Raw genomic sequence first — 16,469 nt, forward strand, 5'->3', positions numbered from 1 at the left:
TCATGACTCCTGTGTCCTCAGGGCGAGCGCCATTCTCATCGTCTCCGGGTCGGGGCCGGGGGCTCCGGCGAGGTCGGCCAGCGTGGTGGCGACCCGCAGCACCCGGTCGTAGCCGCGCATCGTGATCCGACCGGTGTCCAAGGCCCTGTCGAGGTCGGACAGTGCCTGAGGTGTCAACGCGAAGTGGTCACGCAGCCAGGCTCCCGGTGCTTCGGCGTTGAGCCGCCACCCGCAGTCCGCGTAGCGTTCGGCCTGCCTTTCGCGCGCCTGGCTGACCCGCGCCGCCACGGTCTCACTGGTCTCCTGGCCTCCGCCGAGTCGCAGATCGGCCGGTGAGACGGGGAAGAGTTCGAGCTGCAGGTCGACTCGGTCGAGCAGCGGTCCGGACAGGCGGTTGCGGTAGCGACGTTTGTCCAACGGCGTGCACCGGCAGTCCGTACCGGCCCCGGCCATGCCGACTCCGCACGGGCACGGATTCGCGGCCATAACGAGTTGGAACGAGGCCGGCAGCACCATCGACCCCCACGCCCGGTTGATGTGCACACGCCGTGCTTCCATCGGCTGGCGCAGCGCTTCGAGGACGTCGCGGGAGAATTCCGGGGCTTCGTCCATGAACAGCACCCCGCGGTGGGCTCGGCTGAGGATGCCGACCGTGCCCGGGCGTCGTCCCCCGATGAGCGCCGAGGCGGTGCTCCGGTGGTGCGGTGCCTCGAACGGGGGTCGATGGTCGAGTCCGTTGCTGCCGTCGAGTTCACCGTGCAGGGATCGGACGGTGGCGACTTCGACGGCTTCGTCGTCATCGAGCGGCGGCAGGATTCCTGGGAGGCATTGTGCGAGCAGCGTCTTCCCCGCACCGGGTGTCCCGCGCATGAGCAGATTGTGTCCACCGGCAGCTGCCACCTCGAGTCCGAAGCGGCCCTCGGCCTGGCCTTGGACTTCGGCGAGGTCGTGGAGGTCTGGTGTGACGGCGACGGGTCGGTCCATCTCGAGGACGGCAGGCAGCGGTGGCACTGCCATCGATCCGCCATAGAGATTGACGACGTCGGCCAGCGAGGCGACCGGTTGCACACGGGCCCGGACGACCAGGGCGGCTTCATCGGCATTGCCGACGGGTACGACGAAACGCTCGAAACCTGCTTGGACACCCGAGTGCAGCGACGGCAGCACCCCGGTGACGGGACGGATCCTTCCGTCGAGTCCGATCTCGCCGAGGTGGATGACCTCGCCGGTGTCGTCGGAGGAGATCTTGCCCAGAGCTTTGAGCACGGCGACGGCGATGACGAGGTCGAAGCCGGTGCCGACCTTCGGCACGGTGCCGGGGGTGAGATTGATCGTCAGATGTTGGGTGGCCACGGGAGTGCCGAGGTAGGCCAGTGCCGCCCTCAGTCGTTTGCGGGATTCGCTGACCGAGACATCCGGCAGGCCGACGATGTCGATGCCGGGCAGGCCGGCGCTGACGCTGGCTTCGATGGACACGATCTTTCCGCTCAGTCCCCACAGGGCGACGGCCGAGGCCCTCCCGATCACGTGGGTGGCAGTGCTGTCGCCCGAGTCGGAAGCGAGGACCTCGCCGTTCATGAGTCGACCTGGATGTTCGGGCAGTGGAAGTACTGCAGACTCGGTTCGATGATGATCCCGAGCGCATCGATGCGAGTGGTTGGGAAGAATTCGTCCTGGCCGCTCAGCCAGATACCGGCCAGTGTGCGGATGCGTCCGAGTTTGGACGCGGTCACGGCCTCCAGCGGGGAACCCAACGCCCCGGTGCGTCGGGTCTTGACCTCGACGAAGACCGCGGTGTCTCCGTCTCGGGCGATGATGTCGAGTTCGCCGCGCGGGCACCGGAAGTTGCGTTCGATGATGACCAGACCAGCTGCTTCGAGGAACGCCGCCGCGAGGTCCTCGCCGTGCTCGCCCAGCGCCTGCTTGCGCATCCCTCGGGCGGTGGGTGCTCGCCCTGCAGTTCGTCTCTGTCCCATGTCGGCCAGAGGACCATGGGCAGACGAGTCAGGGGAAGAGCGACCTCGGTGCCTGTGGATTCGGTGTGACCGTCCACAGGCGTATCACGCTCGAGTCGGCGCACCTTCCACAGCAGAACACGTGCGAGTCGGTGCGCACACCTGGATGGAGTCCGGCTGCCGAAGTCGGGTCCGTTCAGCCGCGGATGGACGTCGGGGGCTCGAGGTCGGACTTCGCGATCTCCTCGATGTTGACGTCCTTGAAGGTGAGCACGTGCACGGTCTTGATGAACCGTGCCGAACGGTAGCTGTCCCACACCCACGCATCGCGCAGAGTGAGTTCGAAGTACACGTCCCCGGCGTCGTTGTGCGCCTTGAGGTCGACGTGGTTGGCGAGGTAGAAGCGGCGTTCGGTCTCGACGACGTAGGCGAAGAGGCCGACGACGTCGCGGTATTCCTTGTACAGCTGGAGTTCGAGCTGCGCTTCGTAGTCGTCCAGATCATCGGCGCTCATGCTGAGCCCTCCTTACTCAAACCGCATGCAAGCGGAAGCTTCTCCGGTGGTGGATGCTCGGGCCGACATCAACGATGCCCTGCCGATGCTTCGCCGTCCCGTATCCGACGTTCGACTCCCAACCATAGTGCGGATTCTCGGCAGCGAGTGCGATCATCACCTCATCGCGCGTCACCTTCGCCACGATGCTCGCCGCCGCGATCGCGGGAACGCTGCCGTCGCCCTTGACGATCGTGCGTACCTCCGGCAGATCGAGATCGGCGAAGTCGCCGAATATCCCCAGGCAATCGAGGGTGAGTGGGGCGGAAAGCCAATCATGGCTGCCGTCGAGCAGGACCGTCGTCGACGCCGGGAACACGCCTGCAGACCCACGACTCGAACCACCGACAGAGTCAGCTGTCCCGACCGAGGCATACCCACCCGCAGACGCGGCACCTGACCCGCCGGCCCATTCCTCCAGCATCGCGGTGAACGCCCTGCGACCGGCGAGGTTGAGCGCCATCGTCATCCCCAGCTCGTCGAGCTCGCTCGGACTCGTCGAACCCACTGCCGCGGCGGCCGCCCAACTGCGCACACGAGCGGTCGCGGCCTGCCGGGACGCCGCGCTCAGCTGCTTCGAATCATGGATGCCCGCAGGCACCTCGGCGGCGGTGAGCTTTCGCAGGTCGAACAGGGCGGCCCCGACGCTGACGGGACCGGCGAGGGCACCACGGCCCACCTCGTCGACGCCGATGACGAAGTCGAAGCCCTCGCTCAGCAGTGCGTTCTCCACGCTGAGGTCGCTCAGTCCTCGTGTACCCATCAGTTCCCGGTGACTCCCTCGGCGGCGGGCACATCGGCGAACACGTCTTCGGGATCGGACACCCAGCCGAAGTGCTTGAACGGCCAGTTGATGAGGAAGACGGTGCCGACGAGGTCGTCATCGGCGACGAACGGATCGGCATCCATGTGGTAGCGGGAATCCGCGGAGTTGCTGCGGTTGTCGCCCATCACCCAGTAGTGGCCCTCGGGCACGGTGACCTTGAAGTCCGTCTCGGAGGGTGCGGTGCCGTCGTCGAGGTACGTCTCGTCGATCGGTTCCCCGTTGACCTTGATGCGGCCCTGCGCATCACAGCATTCGACGGTGTCGCCGCCGACGCCGATGACGCGCTTGATCAGCTGATTCCCCGCGTCCGAGGGAGCCAGGCCGATGAACTCGAGGAGCGGGTTGGGCGTGTATTCTGCCGTCTCCATCGCCGAGAGCCAATGGTCGGGATCGTCGAAGACGATGATGTCGCCCCGGTTGGGCGGACCGAATCGCGGTGCGAGTTGGTTGACCAGCACCCGGTCATCGACCTGGAGGGTGGTCATCATGGATTCGGAGGGGATGTAGAACGAGCGGACGACCCAGGTCTTCAATGCCGTCGAGATGAGCAGGGCGATGACGATGATCGCTGCGGTCTCGAGCAGGCCGCGGGCGAACCGTTTCGAGGCTGGGGGCGGGGAAGCTTCGGATTCGCTTGTCATTCGTTCGCTTTCACATCGGACCACAGTTGTCGCTGAGGACTGCTCCTCCAGGGAATGAAATGAGCGTACCAGCACCAGCCTGACCACGCGCTCAGGTGAGTTCGCCACCCGCGCCGAGGTGGGGCTCAGTCGATCGAGGAGCCGTGCCCGATCACGGGGCCGATGACTCGATCGGTGGGGATGAATCCCCCACCGGGGCGCCCCAGCAGGGATCGCGAATCGGCCGAGTCGCCTCTGTTGTCGCCCATCACCCACATCGTGTCAGCCGGGACTTCGATGGAGAACTCCACCGTCGAGGCGGGGTTGGGCGCGTAGTCCTCACGCAGCGGTCTGCCGTTGAGCAGCAGCCGGCCCTGCGCGTCGCAGCACTGCAGGGTGTCGCCGCCGAGGGCGATGACCCGTTTGACGTAGTAGACGTCCCGGGGGCCGAGGCCGACCCAGGATCCCATCTTCTGCAGCGGGGTGGGCAGCGGGTCGTCGACGAAGGAGCCGCGGCCGTCGAAGACGACGATGTCGCCGCGTCGGATGTCACCGCGCAGCGCATCGGGTCGCCACACCGTGATCGAGTCGCCGACCTTGAGCGTCGGTTCCATCGAAGCGCTGGGAATGGTGAAGCGCTGGATGATGAACCCGCGGACCGACCCGCCGAGGATGACGATGACGACGGCGATGATCGCGACGGTCTTCCAGAACCGGCCCGAAGACAGATGACGCGACCCGAAGGTCGCGTCTTCTCGTCTGTTCGGCACAGTGTGATCGTATCCCACGGTGCCAGGCAGATCAGGCCTTTTCGCGGATGCGAGCAGCCTTGCCGCGCAGTTCGCGCAGGTAGTAGAGCTTCGCACGGCGGACGTCACCGCGAGCGAGGACCTCGATCTTGTCGACGTTGGGCGAGTGCACCGGGAAGGTGCGCTCGACTCCGACGCCGAAGCTGATCTTACGGACGGTGAAGGTCTCGCGGACTCCGTCGCCCTGGCGGCGGATGACGATTCCCTTGAAGACCTGGATACGCGAGCGGGTACCCTCGATCACCTTGACGTGAACGTTGAGGGTGTCGCCCGGGCGGAATTCGGGAACGTCGGACTTCAGCGAGGCTGCATCTACAACATCGAGCTTCTGCATTGTGGTTTCTCCTGTGGCCCCTGCTTCAGGTCGAGGACACGCATATCGGACCGGTGAACCGGTGACTGGATCGTCTGTCGGGATCTCTCCCCGTGGACCCGCCGTTTCAGACCGGGCGGATCAGTGTGGGCGCCCATCCCCCTGAAGCAGGTGAACGCCAACAAACGCGACGTTTCATTCTGCCACGGCTCAGCGCTCGGACTCAAACCGTTCGATGGCGGCCAGATCCTCTTTGCTCAGGTCGGTGAGTCGGGCGAGCAGATCGGGCCTGACCTCGGCAGTGCGTTCGAGACGTCGGTCACGTCGCCAGCGGGCGATCGCGGCGTGGTTGCCGCTGAGCAGGATCTCCGGGACCTCGCGTCCACGCCATTCGGCCGGTTTCGTATAGATCGGGTATTCGAGCAGGCCGTCTTCGTGGCTCTCCTCGGTCAGGGACTCGGGGTTGCCGATGATGCCGGGGATGAGGCGGCTGACGGCTTCGATCATCACCATCGAGGCCACCTCGCCGCCGTTGAGGACGTAGTCGCCGATGCTCATGGGCAGCAGTTCGAAGTGCTCGCCGGCCCAGTCGATGACACGCTGATCGATGCCTTCGTACCGGCCGCACGCGAAGACGAGGTGCTTGCGGGAGGCGAGGTCCTCGGCGATGCGCTGATCGAACACGGCACCTGCGGGGCTGGGCACGATGAGCGTCGGCTTCTCGCCGGACCCGCCGGCAAGGACGTGTTCGAGGGCCAACGCCCACGGCTCTGCCTTCATCACCATGCCCGCTCCCCCTCCATAGGGTGAGTCGTCGACGGTGTTGTGCCGGTCGAAGGTGAAGTCGCGCAGATCGTGGACGGCAAGACCCAGCTGCCCGCGGTCGACGGCCTTGCCGATCAGGGAGAGCTGCAGGCCGGCGAGGTATTCGGGGAAGATCGATACGACGTCGATCGACATCCGGGGATCGGCCGCCTCGGCGCGGGTGTCCGTCACAGGCGCGGCAGCGTCGCCACCGGTCACGGGTGGGTTCTCGCTCATTCGGCGTCGAGGAGGCCGGCGGGCGGGGTGACGTCGATGCGTCCGGTCTCGATGTCGACCTCGGGGACGATTGCGGTGACGAACGGGATGAGCACGACGTGCCCGGCGGTGTGCTTCATGTGCAGGAGGTCCTGGGCGGTGCCGTTGGTGACGTCGACGATCTCTCCGACGAGGGCGTCGTTCTCATACACCTTCAGCCCGATGAGGTCATCGAGGTACCAGGCGTCGGTGTCCTCGTCGTCATCATCCTGGTCGGCGAGGATGAGTGTGTTGCGGATCTCCTCGGCGCGGCTGCGGTCGGGGACCTCGTCGAAGGCCAGGAGCAGGCGGTCGCGGTGCCACCTCGCCGACTTCAGTGTCAGCGGCCCGATGTCGGGGTCGGTGGCGTAGGTCGACCCGGGAGTCAGTCGCTCCTCGGGCCGGTCGGTGCGCACCTCGACGGTGAACTCGCCCTTGATCCCATGCGGCTTGCCCAGCCGGGCGATGACCGTGTCCATGCTGCTCCTCGAGGGTCGGGGTTGTCGGTCAGGCACCAGTGTAATCGGCGTCCCGAGTGTGAATGCACGTAAGGGGATGCAGCGCTTTCGCACTGCATCCCCTCACGCAGAAAAGGTGTTACGCCTCGATGAGGTCCACTCGCACCGACTCACGGCCGGCCAGTGAGTTCATCACGGTGCGCAGGGCCTTGGCGGTCCTGCCTGCACGGCCGATGACCCGACCGAGGTCTTCGGGGTGAACCCGGACCTCGAGAGTCGTGCCACGCTGCGATGAACGCGAGCGTACGGAGACATCATCGGGATGATCGACGATGCCGCGGACCAGATGCTCGAGCGAATCAGGCAACATCTCAGGCTTCAGCGCTTTCTTCAGCGGCCTCGGGGGCCGCTTCCTCGGCCGGAGCCTCGGCAGCGTCGTCAGCAGCGGCGTCCGCAGACTTGCCGCCCTTCTGAGTGATGGCTTCCTTGATCACCGAATCGGCGTTGGGAGCCACGTAGGCTTCCTTCTCCGGCTGCGGCTTGACGGTGTTGACCGCTTCGCCCTCGCCGGTGAACTTCTGCCAGTCACCGGTGAGCTTGAGCAGGGCCTTGACCTGGTCGCTCGGCTGAGCACCGACACCGAGCCAGTACTGGGCGCGCTCGGAATCGATCTCGATGACCGAGGGCTCACGGGTCGGGTGGTAGATGCCGATCTGCTCGATGGCCTTACCGTCACGACGGGTGCGCGAGTCAGCGACAACGACGCGGTAGTGGGGTGCACGGATCTTGCCCATGCGGGTCAGACGAATTTTGACTGCCACTTTAGTGGTGTCTCCTTTTGTGTTCTGTGTGCACAGCTGATCCAGGAGAGTCGTGGGGTTGACCTGCCGGAAGCTGCGGCTCGGACTATCACTTCGGCGCGGATGAGAGGGCCCGGACCGAGAGCAAAAGTACAAGAGTCAATTGTGCCAGAAGGCTCTACTTCTTGCCACCTGGGAAGATTCCGCCGAATCCCTTGGGCAGGTTCGCCGGATCGAATTCCTCGTCCTTGCCCAGATCGACGCCGCCGAAGGCCGAACCGACCGGGTCCTTGGTCTTGCCCGACTTCTTGTCGGCCAGAGCCTGCGCCTCCTGCGCGCGCTTGGCGGGGTTGCCCGATTGGCCGCCCTTGCGGCCCTTCTTCTTCCCCACCGCCTTCTTCTTACGATTTCCGGCGCCACCGGGCATTCCGCCCATTCCGGGCATCTGCGGCATGCCGCCGCCACCGGGCATGCCGGGCATTCCGCCGCCGCGGGTCATCTGTCGCATCATCTTCTGCGCCTGGGTGAAGCGCTCCATGAGCTGGTTGACCGCGGTGACCGTGGTTCCGGCACCCTTGGCGATGCGGGCGCGGCGGGAGCCGTTGAGGATCTTCGGGTTCGTCCGCTCGTGCGGTGTCATCGATCTCACAATCGCTTCGACGCGATCGACCTCACGCTCGTCGAAGTTCTCCAGCTGATCCTTGTACTGGCTCATGCCGGGCATCATGCCCAGCATCTTCTTCATCGAGCCCATCTTCTTCAGGCCCGCCATCTGCGTGAGGAAGTCGTTGAGGTCGAAGTCCTCGCCGGCTTCGACCTTCTTCTTGAGCTTCTCGGTCTGCTTCTCGTCGAAGTTCTTCTCGGCCTGCTCGATGAGGGTGAGGATGTCACCCATGTCGAGGATCCGGTCGGCCATGCGGTCGGGGTGGAATTGTTCGAAGTCCTGCATCGATTCGCCGGTCGAGGCGAACATGATCGGCTTGCCGGTCACCTCGGCGACCGACAGGGCTGCACCGCCGCGGGAGTCGCCGTCGAGCTTCGAGAGCACAACACCGGTGAAGTCGACGCCTTCGAGGAATGCCTCGGCGGTCTTCACCGCGTCCTGGCCGATCATCGCATCGATGACGAAGAGGACCTCGTCGGGGTTGACCGCCGAGCGGATGTCGGCGGCCTGCTGCATGAGTTCTTCGTCGATGCCGAGGCGACCGGCGGTGTCGACGATGACGACGTCGTGGAGTTTGGACTTCGCGACCTCGATCGAGTCGGTGGCGACCTGGATCGGATCGCCCACGCCGTTGCCCGGCTCCGGGGCGTAGACGACCGCGCCGGCACGCTCGCCGACGATCTGGAGCTGGTTGACGGCGTTGGGTCGCTGCAGGTCGGCGGCGACGAGCATCGGCCGGTGGCCCTCGGACTTCAGCCAGTGCGCGAGCTTCCCAGCCAGGGTCGTCTTACCGGCACCCTGGAGGCCGGCGAGCATGATGACCGTCGGGGGTCGCTTGGCGAAGGTCAGCCGGCGGGTCTGTCCGCCGAGGATGGCGACGAGTTCGTCATTGACGATCTTGACGACCTGCTGGCCCGGATTGAGTGCGCCCGAGACCTCCTCGGACAGCGCCCGCTCGCGGATCCGCCCGGTGAAGGCTCGCACCACAGGCAGAGCGACGTCGGCGTCGAGCAGTGCGCGCCGGATCTCGCGGATGGTGGCATCGACGTCGGCTTCGGACAGTCGGCCCTTCCCGCGCAGATTCTTGAAAGTCGCGGTGAGCCTGTCGGACAGAGAATTAAACACGAACGAGCCTTCTTCACGATGATTTGGTCGACTCTCTAGACTAGCAACTCACCCGTGCCGGGCTGAAACCAAGAGTGCTGGCAATGCCCCGTGAACCCTCGCCGAGGTGGCGCTGACCTTCCCGTATTCGTCAACTGCCGAACGCCGAGGCGGCACGAATGCTTCCCATGCACGCGGAACGGCCGATCGCCTCGGCGGGGTGGTCTGCTTCCACCCTGCCGAGGCGATCAATGAGCACGACGTCGCACTCTCCCCCGTTCACGCGGCCGGCGAGACCCACCGGCCGCCTGGACGGGCGTCTGTTGGGGTCACCGGAACGAGTAGGCCTGCTCCGCGTGTTCGAAGGTGTCGATTCCCTCGAGTTCCTCTCGCGGGTCGATCCGCAGCCCCATCGTCGAGCGCAGGACCAGGGAGATCGCGAGCGTGAGCAGACCGGCGTAGACGATGGCCACGAGGCACGCGAGGACCTGTGCGATGAGGAGTTCGAAGCCGCCTCCGTAGAAGAGCCCGGCGGGCCCGTCCTCGTTCGGGAAGGCGAAGAACCCGATCATCACGGTGCCGATGATTCCCGCGACGAGGTGGACGGCCACGACGTCGAGCGCATCGTCATAGCGCAGACGGTTCTTCGCTTCGACGGCGAAGATCGCACCGGCGCCTGCCGCGATGCCGATGAGGACGGCCGCATAGGGGTCGACGTTCGCACACGCCGGGGTGATCGCGACGAGGCCGGCGATCGCTCCCGAGACGCTGCCGATGCTGCTCGGTCGCGAGGCCCGCAGGCGTTCGATCATGATCCAGGTGATCATGCCGGCGGCAGGTGCGGCCAGCGTGTTGATCCAGATGAGTCCGCCCTGTTCGATGGTGGTGGCCGCACCGCCGTTGAACCCGAACCAGCCGAACCACAGCAGCGCGGCCCCGAGCACGGTGATCGGGATGTTGTGCGGCTTGTGCGGGGTCGAGAAGCGGGCGCGGCGACCCATGACGACGACGAGCACGAGGGCGGAGATGCCGGCGTTGATGTGGACGACCGTGCCTCCGGCGAAGTCGATGGCCGGTCCGAACAGGCTGCCGATCGCACCCGATTCGCTGAGCAGTCCGTCTCCCCAGACCATGAATGCCAGGGGGCAGTACACGAGGGTCACCCACGCGGCGGAGAAGACCAGCCAGGTGGAGAACTTCGCGCGGTCGGCGACGGCTCCGGCGATGAGGGCGATCGCGATCATCGCGAACGTCGAGCCGTAGCCGATGGAGATCAGCGAGGCCGGGTCGTTCGCGACCGAGCCAGTGAGTCCGAGTTCGGACAGCGGGTTGCCGACGATTCCGGCGATCGAGTCACCGGAGCTCAGTCCGTACCCGAAGAGGACCCAGACGAGTCCGCCGACGGCCATCGCGGAGAAGACCATCATCATCATATTGATCGCCGAGGTGATCCGCGTCATTCCTCCGTAGAAGAACGCCACCCCGGGGGTCATGAGCAGCACCAACCCCGCGGCGACCATCATCCATACATTCACTGCATCGAGTTCCATGTCGTCTCTTTCGTGTCTCGGCCGGTTCCGAATCGAACCGGGCAGACACAGTCTCCATGACGCATGTCACAGTGGTGAGTCGCAAATGTTTCCGGAATGTGACGAGCCTGGTCTCACCCTGCGAATACGCGAGTGAGACCAGACTCGAAGAAGGCGCGGGATCAGTCGCGCGACGGTGCCGTCAGGACTGCTGAGCGTTCAATCGAGGCCCTCAGTCGAGTAGAGCGTCGACGAATCCTTCGGCGGTGAAAGGAGCGAGGTCGTCCGCGCCCTCCCCCAGTCCGATGAGCTTGACGGGCACGCCCAGCTCACGCTGGACCGCGACGACGATTCCGCCCTTCGCGGTGCCGTCGAGCTTCGTCAGCACGATGCCGGTGATGTCGACCGCCTCGGCGAAGACCTTCGCCTGCTGCATGCCGTTCTGACCGGTGGTGGCATCGAGGACGAGGAGGACCTCGTCGATGTCATGGCCCTCTCCCAACGGGCGGGTGGCCACACGCTTGACCTTGCCGAGTTCGTCCATGAGTCCGCGCTTGTTCTGCAGTCGGCCGGCGGTGTCGACGAGGACGACATCGGCGCCGTCCTGCTGTCCCTTCTCCACGGCCGAGTAGGCCACCGAGGCGGGATCGGCGCCTTCTTCCTTCCGCACGGTCTCGACGCCGACGCGCTCGCCCCAGGTCGCCAGCTGTTCGGCTGCGGCGGCGCGGAAGGTGTCCGCGGCACCGAGCAGCACGGTCTTGTCCTCGGCGACGAGCACACGGGCGATCTTGCCCACCGTCGTCGTCTTGCCGGCGCCGTTGACGCCGACGACGAGGATGACCGCCGGATCACCGCCTGTGGCCTGGTTCGCCAGGGACCGGTCCATGGTGGGGTCGACGAGGGTGATGAGCTCCTCACGGAGCAGCCCGCGCACCTCTTCGGGGTCGCGGGCGCCGAGGACCTTGACGCGTTCGCGCAGTCGGTCGACGAGTTCGGTGGTCGGTTCGACTCCGACGTCGGCGAGGATGAGGGTGTCCTCGATCTCCTCCCACGTCGATTCATCGAGGTTGTCCCGCGACAGGAGGTTGAGCAGCCCGCGTCCGAGCCCGGTGTTCGACTTCGCGAGCCTCTCACGCAGGCGCACCAGCCGACCGGCCGGCTCCGTGGGGACCTCGGAACCGCGGGCTTCGGCCTTCTCCTTCTCGACCGCCTCGGCGATCTCATCGGCACTGAGCTCGCCGGTGACATCGGCATCGATGGTGCGCTCGTCGCGCAGCCCTTTCCTCTTTCCGCTGACGCGCAGGCTGATGCCCAGCGCGACGACGAGAATGAAGACGATGGCCAAAACGATGAGCAAGATGATCGGCTGATCCATTGTTCTTCCGTCCTCCTTTGAGCACCCGCGGGTCTGCCCACGGCACTCGAGTTCCCGGTTCTCACCGGGCTGGTGTCATCTGTCGGTTCGCACCGGGTCCGCACGCCCGAATCGGTCGGCGCAGCTCCCGTCGCGATCGGCCTCGGTCGTGCGGGGCCGCTGTCGTCTGTGTGTCAGGAGCCCCGGCTGCCGAAGAGCAGGCCGGCGGTGGTCCTCCACCCGGTTCCCGACTCGGGGATCTTCCAATGGCGTGTGCGCGGCCGCACGGTGATGAGTGAGGGGGCGGCATGACGTCTGGGCTGCGGCCTGAGCACATACGAATGGTCACGGATCGCGGTCACGGCGGCCTGTTCGCGGGTCGCTAAGTGCGAGGTTCCGTCGTCGTGGCCGAAGAATTCGTGGACTTCGTCGTCGTAGCCGGTCCATTCCGCGGGCAGGCGGAACCGCTGCACATCCGAGGAGTAGCGCAGGCGGCCTTCGGCACGCAGGCCGGGCAGGGCGACGAGAAGGACGACGAAGAGTGCCAGAGCGAACGAGATCGCGAGTCCGACGATGACGACCAGTACTGCATTCATGCCCTCGAGCCACCTCGCAGATCAGCAGCCTCGGCCATGGACGTCTCGCTCCTCACGTTCTTCGAATACCTGTCTTCCGAGCCAAGTCTATAGTCCCAGAACACGACAATTGTGTTCCGCCCCCGCATGGCACTTGGAGAATTCCCTGAGATCCTCCTGGGCATCACCGACAAACCGGCCTGTGGCCACGGCGGACCATGCGATCGTCGGGAATCGGACTCAGGGGATGCGCTGCGATATGACTTTCGACACCCCGTCGCCGTGCATCGTCACGCCGTAGAGCGCATCGGCGATCTCCATCGTCCGCTTCTGGTGGGTGATGACGATGAGCTGCGAGGAGTCCTGCAGCTCTTCGAACACGGTGAGCAGGCGCGAGAGGTTGAGATCGTCGAGGGCGGCTTCGACTTCGTCCATGACGTAGAACGGGCTCGGCCTGGCCTTGAAGATCGCCACCAGCATGGCCACGGCCACCAGCGAGCGTTCCCCGCCCGAGAGCAGCGACAGCCGTTTGACCTTCTTGCCCGCGGGTCGCGCGTGGACGTCGACACCGGTGGTGAGCATGTCGTCGGGATCGGTCAGGCTCAGCGCCCCTTCGCCGCCGGGGAAGAGCCGGGAGAAGATGTCCTCGAACTCGCGGGCCGTGTCTGCATAGGCTTCCGCGAAGACGCGTTCGACATGCTTGTCGACCTCCTCGACGAGCTGCATGAGGTCCTTGCGCGAGGCCTCGATGTCGGCGATCTGCTTCTCGAGGAACTGATGCCGCTCCTTCAGGGCCTCGTACTCCTCGAGCGCAAGCGGATTGACCGTGCCGATGCGCTTGAGCGAGGCCGCCGCCTGCTTCTGCCGCTTCTCGACCTCGGGGCGCACGTACGGCCGATCCTCCACGCCCTCCTCGAAGGAGGGCACGGACAGGTGCGGTCCGAATTCGTCGATGAGCCGCTCGATGCCGAGCCCCGTCTCCTCCTCCGACCGATGCGCGATCTCCTCGAGCTTCAGCCGGTACCGCTCCTTGGCCAGCTCCGCCTCGGCGGCGGCGTCCTTGAGCTTCTGCAGCTCGGTCCTCGTCTGACCCAATTCCTCGCCGAGGCGGCTCTTCTCCTCGCGCAGACCGCCGCGTTCGTCGACGAGGAGCTGGATGGCCTCACCGAGTTCGGCGACTGTGTCCGTCGCGAGCGTGACCGCGTCGGCCGCAGTCTCGGCGATGAGCAGCGTCTGGGCGGCCGCTCGCTTCTTCTTCGCGATCGTGCGCTGCGTCTGCTCCCGTGCTGCCTCTTCGGCCTTGGCCGCCCGCAGCAGGGACTCGACCCGGTCGCTCAAGAACCGCGCCCGGTCGGTCGCGGACTTGTGGCTGATGCGTGCTTCGACGAGGTCCTCCGAGGACTGTGAGACCTCGGCGCTGAGTTCGTCCCGCCGGGTGGTGTCGACGACTTCGTCGACCTCGGCGGCGCCGGCGAGCGCAGCCTGCGCGGCTTCGGCTTCGCTGCGGGCTGCGTCGAGGCGGGATTTGAGCTCCGCCGCGTTCTCCTCAGCTCGCTGCAGGCGCGTGCGGGCGACGCCGATCTCGCCGGTGATGCGCGAGACCTCTTCGGCGGCGGCCATGATCTTCGCATCCGAGGAGTGCAGTGCGTCCAATGCCGCAGCCGAGTCGTGACGGGCGGTGGCCAGGCGCGGTTCGAGCTCGGCGAGTTCGGCGTCGATGCTCACGGCGCGTTCTTCGAGTGCGGTGATCGTCGCCTGCGTGTCCTCGAGGGCGGTCTGGGAGGCCAGGCGGGTGCCCGAGGCGGTACGGGCGCGGCTGATGCGGGTGGCAGAGAGCACCTCCCCGTGCGCAGTGACGGCGGTGAGATCGGGGCGGGCGGTCGTCAGGGCGACCCCGGTGCGGGCATCGGGGACGCAGACCACGGCGTGCAGGGACTCATCGAGCAGCGTCTGCAGTTCGGGGACGTCGCTGCTGACGAGATCGCGCAGCCAGGTCAGCGCTCCCGCCTCGGCATCGGCTCCGGGCAGGCTCGCGAGGTCGGGAAGCGCGGCAGGGCTGTCGCCGCCCTTGCCGCCTGTCGAGCGTGCGCCGCCTGTCGAGCGTGCGGCGACGGCATTCGCCCCGGAGGGCACGGTCAGGGACACGTTCGTGTCCTCGCCGAGGTGGTCGAGCACGGCCAGCGCGACCTCAGGATTGTCGACGATGACACCGGAGACGGTGGTCGACAGGGCCGCTGCCGCGGCCATCTCGTAGCCGGTGGTCACGCTCAGACGTTCGGTCACGGCCGTGCCGACTCCGGGCAGGTCGGCATTGACGATCTCTTCGAGGTCGGCCTCGAGCGCCGTGCCCAGGGCGAGGGCTTCCGCGCGGGCCTTGGCCGAGGACAGTTCGGACGCCGTCTGCGCCTGTCTCTCCTGCAGCTGTGTGCGTTCGGCTTCGAGCTGCTCGAGGGTCTCCTGAGCAGATTCGTAGGCGGAGTCGAGTTCGGTTTCGCCGGCTTCGACGTCTTCGACTCCGGTCTCGGCGGCCTCGAGTTCGGTGCTGCGGGCGGTGATGCGCTCGGTGACGGTCTCGATCTCGGCCTGGTTGGACTCGATGCGGGTCGTGAGGTCCGTGATGCGCTCTTCGGCCTGGGTCAGCTTGGACACGAGCGCCGATCGGTTCTTCACCGCCTCGGTGATGGCGATCTGTGCGGCCTTGACCTCGTCCTCGGCACTGCGCAGGGCTCCGGTCAGCTCTTCCTTCCGCTGCTGGTTGGCATTCAGGGCGGTCGTCGTCTCGGTCACTGCCGCCTCGGCGTCGGTGAGCTCGGAGCGGAAGCGTTCGGCTTGGGCACGCAGCTCATCGGGTGACTTCGATTCGCGGCGGCCGAGGCTAGTGACCTCCGAGAGCAGGTGCGAGCGTTTGTCCTCGGCTCGTTGGGTCAGCCCCTGGGCGCGGACGATCTGGGTCTGGGTCCGCGATTCCGCGGTCCGCTGAGCTTCGAGCTCGGCGTCGAGACCGGAGAGACGGGTCTCGATCTCGCTCAGCCGCGCCTCGGTGCGCATCCGCCGGTGGTCGAGGTCGGAGATGCGATCACTGTGGTCCTCCCCCTCGGTCGACGAGGCGAGCGAGGACTGCATCCGCACGGCGTCGTCGGCGAGCAGACGAGCGGTGGCGTCGCGCAGGGTGGCCTGGACGGTGGCGGCCTTCGCCGCGGCTTCGGCCTGGCGGCCCAAGGGTCCGAGCTGCCGGTTGAGTTCGCTGCGCAGGTCGGTGAGTCGGTCGAGGTTCGTCTGCAGGCCGGTGAGCTTGCGCACCGCTTTGTCCTTGCGCCGACGGTGCTTGAGGACGCCAGCGGCCTCTTCGATGAAGCTGCGACGTTCGAGCGGGTCGGCATGGAGGATCGCGTCGAGGCGGCCCTGACCGACGATGACGTGCATCTCCTTGCCCAGGCCGGAGTCATTGAGCAGCTCCTGGATGTCGAGCAGGCGGGCGGGAGCGCCGTTGACCGCGTATTCGGAACCGCCCGTGCGGAACAGGGTCCGCGAGATGGTGACCTCGGTGTAGTCGACGGGAATGGCTCCGTCGCTGTTGTCGATGGTCAGGGTCACCTCGGCGCGGCCCAGGGCCTGCCTTTTCGAGGTTCCGGCGAAGATCACGTCGTCCATCTTCCCGCCGCGCAGGTTCTTCGCGCCCTGCTCCCCCATCACCCAGGACAGGGCGTCGACGACATTGGACTTGCCCGAACCGTTGGGACCGACGACGCAGGTGATCCCCGGCTCGAACTTGAGAGTCGTGGCCGAGGCGAAGGACTTGAATCCACGCAGGGTCAGGCTTTTGAGATGCATCGTGGAACCCAGCATATCC

General features: G+C 66.3%; 16 protein-coding genes. All 16 read right to left on the reverse strand.

Features of this window, described 5'->3' with window-relative positions; genetic code table 11:
* The 16 genes from HK401_RS16965 to smc all read right to left on the reverse strand — a co-directional run bounded on the left by HK401_RS16965 (position 1) and on the right by smc (position 16,450).
* Positions 1-1,578 (reverse strand): YifB family Mg chelatase-like AAA ATPase, encoded by a 1,578-nt coding sequence (locus tag HK401_RS16965; RefSeq protein ID WP_181275836.1) that lies wholly within the window; start codon positions 1,576-1,578, stop codon positions 1-3.
* A complete protein-coding gene (locus HK401_RS16970; RefSeq protein WP_258234293.1) occupies positions 1,575-1,976 on the reverse strand; it encodes a YraN family protein in 402 nt (133 codons plus the stop codon). The genes HK401_RS16965 and HK401_RS16970 overlap by 4 nt, the downstream gene beginning before the upstream one ends.
* A 175-nt stretch (positions 1,977-2,151) precedes the next feature.
* Positions 2,152-2,469 (reverse strand): DUF2469 domain-containing protein, encoded by a 318-nt coding sequence (locus tag HK401_RS16975; RefSeq protein ID WP_166972721.1) that lies wholly within the window; start codon positions 2,467-2,469, stop codon positions 2,152-2,154.
* Positions 2,470-2,485: 16 nt separating this feature from the next.
* Positions 2,486-3,271, reverse strand: coding sequence for a ribonuclease HII (gene rnhB / locus HK401_RS16980; protein ID WP_181275837.1), 786 nt, complete (start codon positions 3,269-3,271; stop codon positions 2,486-2,488).
* Positions 3,271-3,975 (reverse strand): signal peptidase I, encoded by a 705-nt coding sequence (gene lepB, locus HK401_RS16985; RefSeq protein ID WP_181275838.1) that lies wholly within the window; start codon positions 3,973-3,975, stop codon positions 3,271-3,273. The genes rnhB and lepB (HK401_RS16985) overlap by 1 nt, the downstream gene beginning before the upstream one ends.
* 125 nt (positions 3,976-4,100) lie before the next feature.
* Positions 4,101-4,724, reverse strand: a complete 624-nt coding sequence (lepB, locus tag HK401_RS16990; RefSeq protein WP_181275839.1) for a signal peptidase I — start codon at positions 4,722-4,724, stop codon at positions 4,101-4,103.
* 31 nt (positions 4,725-4,755) lie between these two features.
* On the reverse strand, positions 4,756-5,097 hold the full coding sequence (gene rplS / locus HK401_RS16995; RefSeq protein ID WP_181275840.1) for a 50S ribosomal protein L19: 342 nt from the start codon (positions 5,095-5,097) through the stop codon (positions 4,756-4,758).
* 189 nt (positions 5,098-5,286) lie between these two features.
* Positions 5,287-6,036 (reverse strand): tRNA (guanosine(37)-N1)-methyltransferase TrmD, encoded by a 750-nt coding sequence (trmD, locus tag HK401_RS17000; RefSeq protein WP_181275900.1) that lies wholly within the window; start codon positions 6,034-6,036, stop codon positions 5,287-5,289.
* A gap of 77 nt (positions 6,037-6,113) precedes the next feature.
* Positions 6,114-6,614, reverse strand: a complete 501-nt coding sequence (gene rimM / locus HK401_RS17005) for a ribosome maturation factor RimM (RefSeq protein WP_181275841.1) — start codon at positions 6,612-6,614, stop codon at positions 6,114-6,116.
* A gap of 118 nt (positions 6,615-6,732) precedes the next feature.
* The gene (locus HK401_RS17010) at positions 6,733-6,963 is read right to left on the reverse strand and encodes an RNA-binding protein (RefSeq protein ID WP_039210974.1); all 231 of its coding nucleotides are present in this window, start codon (positions 6,961-6,963) and stop codon (positions 6,733-6,735) included.
* Between the two features lies 1 nt (position 6,964).
* Entirely contained in the window at positions 6,965-7,414 is a 450-nt protein-coding gene (gene rpsP, locus HK401_RS17015; protein ID WP_181275842.1) for a 30S ribosomal protein S16, read from the reverse strand.
* Positions 7,415-7,571: 157 nt separating this feature from the next.
* The gene (gene ffh / locus HK401_RS17020; RefSeq protein WP_181275843.1) at positions 7,572-9,182 is read right to left on the reverse strand and encodes a signal recognition particle protein; all 1,611 of its coding nucleotides are present in this window, start codon (positions 9,180-9,182) and stop codon (positions 7,572-7,574) included.
* 308 nt (positions 9,183-9,490) lie between these two features.
* A complete protein-coding gene (locus tag HK401_RS17025; protein WP_181275844.1) occupies positions 9,491-10,711 on the reverse strand; it encodes an ammonium transporter in 1,221 nt (406 codons plus the stop codon).
* Between the two features lie 211 nt (positions 10,712-10,922).
* Positions 10,923-12,065: a signal recognition particle-docking protein FtsY gene (gene ftsY / locus HK401_RS17030; RefSeq protein WP_181275845.1), complete on the reverse strand. Its 1,143-nt coding sequence runs from the start codon at positions 12,063-12,065 to the stop codon at positions 10,923-10,925.
* Positions 12,066-12,238: 173 nt separating this feature from the next.
* The gene (locus HK401_RS17035; RefSeq protein WP_166972741.1) at positions 12,239-12,640 is read right to left on the reverse strand and encodes a hypothetical protein; all 402 of its coding nucleotides are present in this window, start codon (positions 12,638-12,640) and stop codon (positions 12,239-12,241) included.
* A 219-nt stretch (positions 12,641-12,859) separates the two neighbouring features.
* A complete protein-coding gene (gene smc / locus HK401_RS17040; RefSeq protein WP_181275846.1) occupies positions 12,860-16,450 on the reverse strand; it encodes a chromosome segregation protein SMC in 3,591 nt (1,196 codons plus the stop codon).
* Positions 16,451-16,469 lie beyond the last annotated feature (19 nt).

Origin of the sequence: Brevibacterium oceani, assembly GCF_013623835.1 — a bacterium.
GTDB lineage: Bacteria > Actinomycetota > Actinomycetes > Actinomycetales > Brevibacteriaceae > Brevibacterium > Brevibacterium oceani.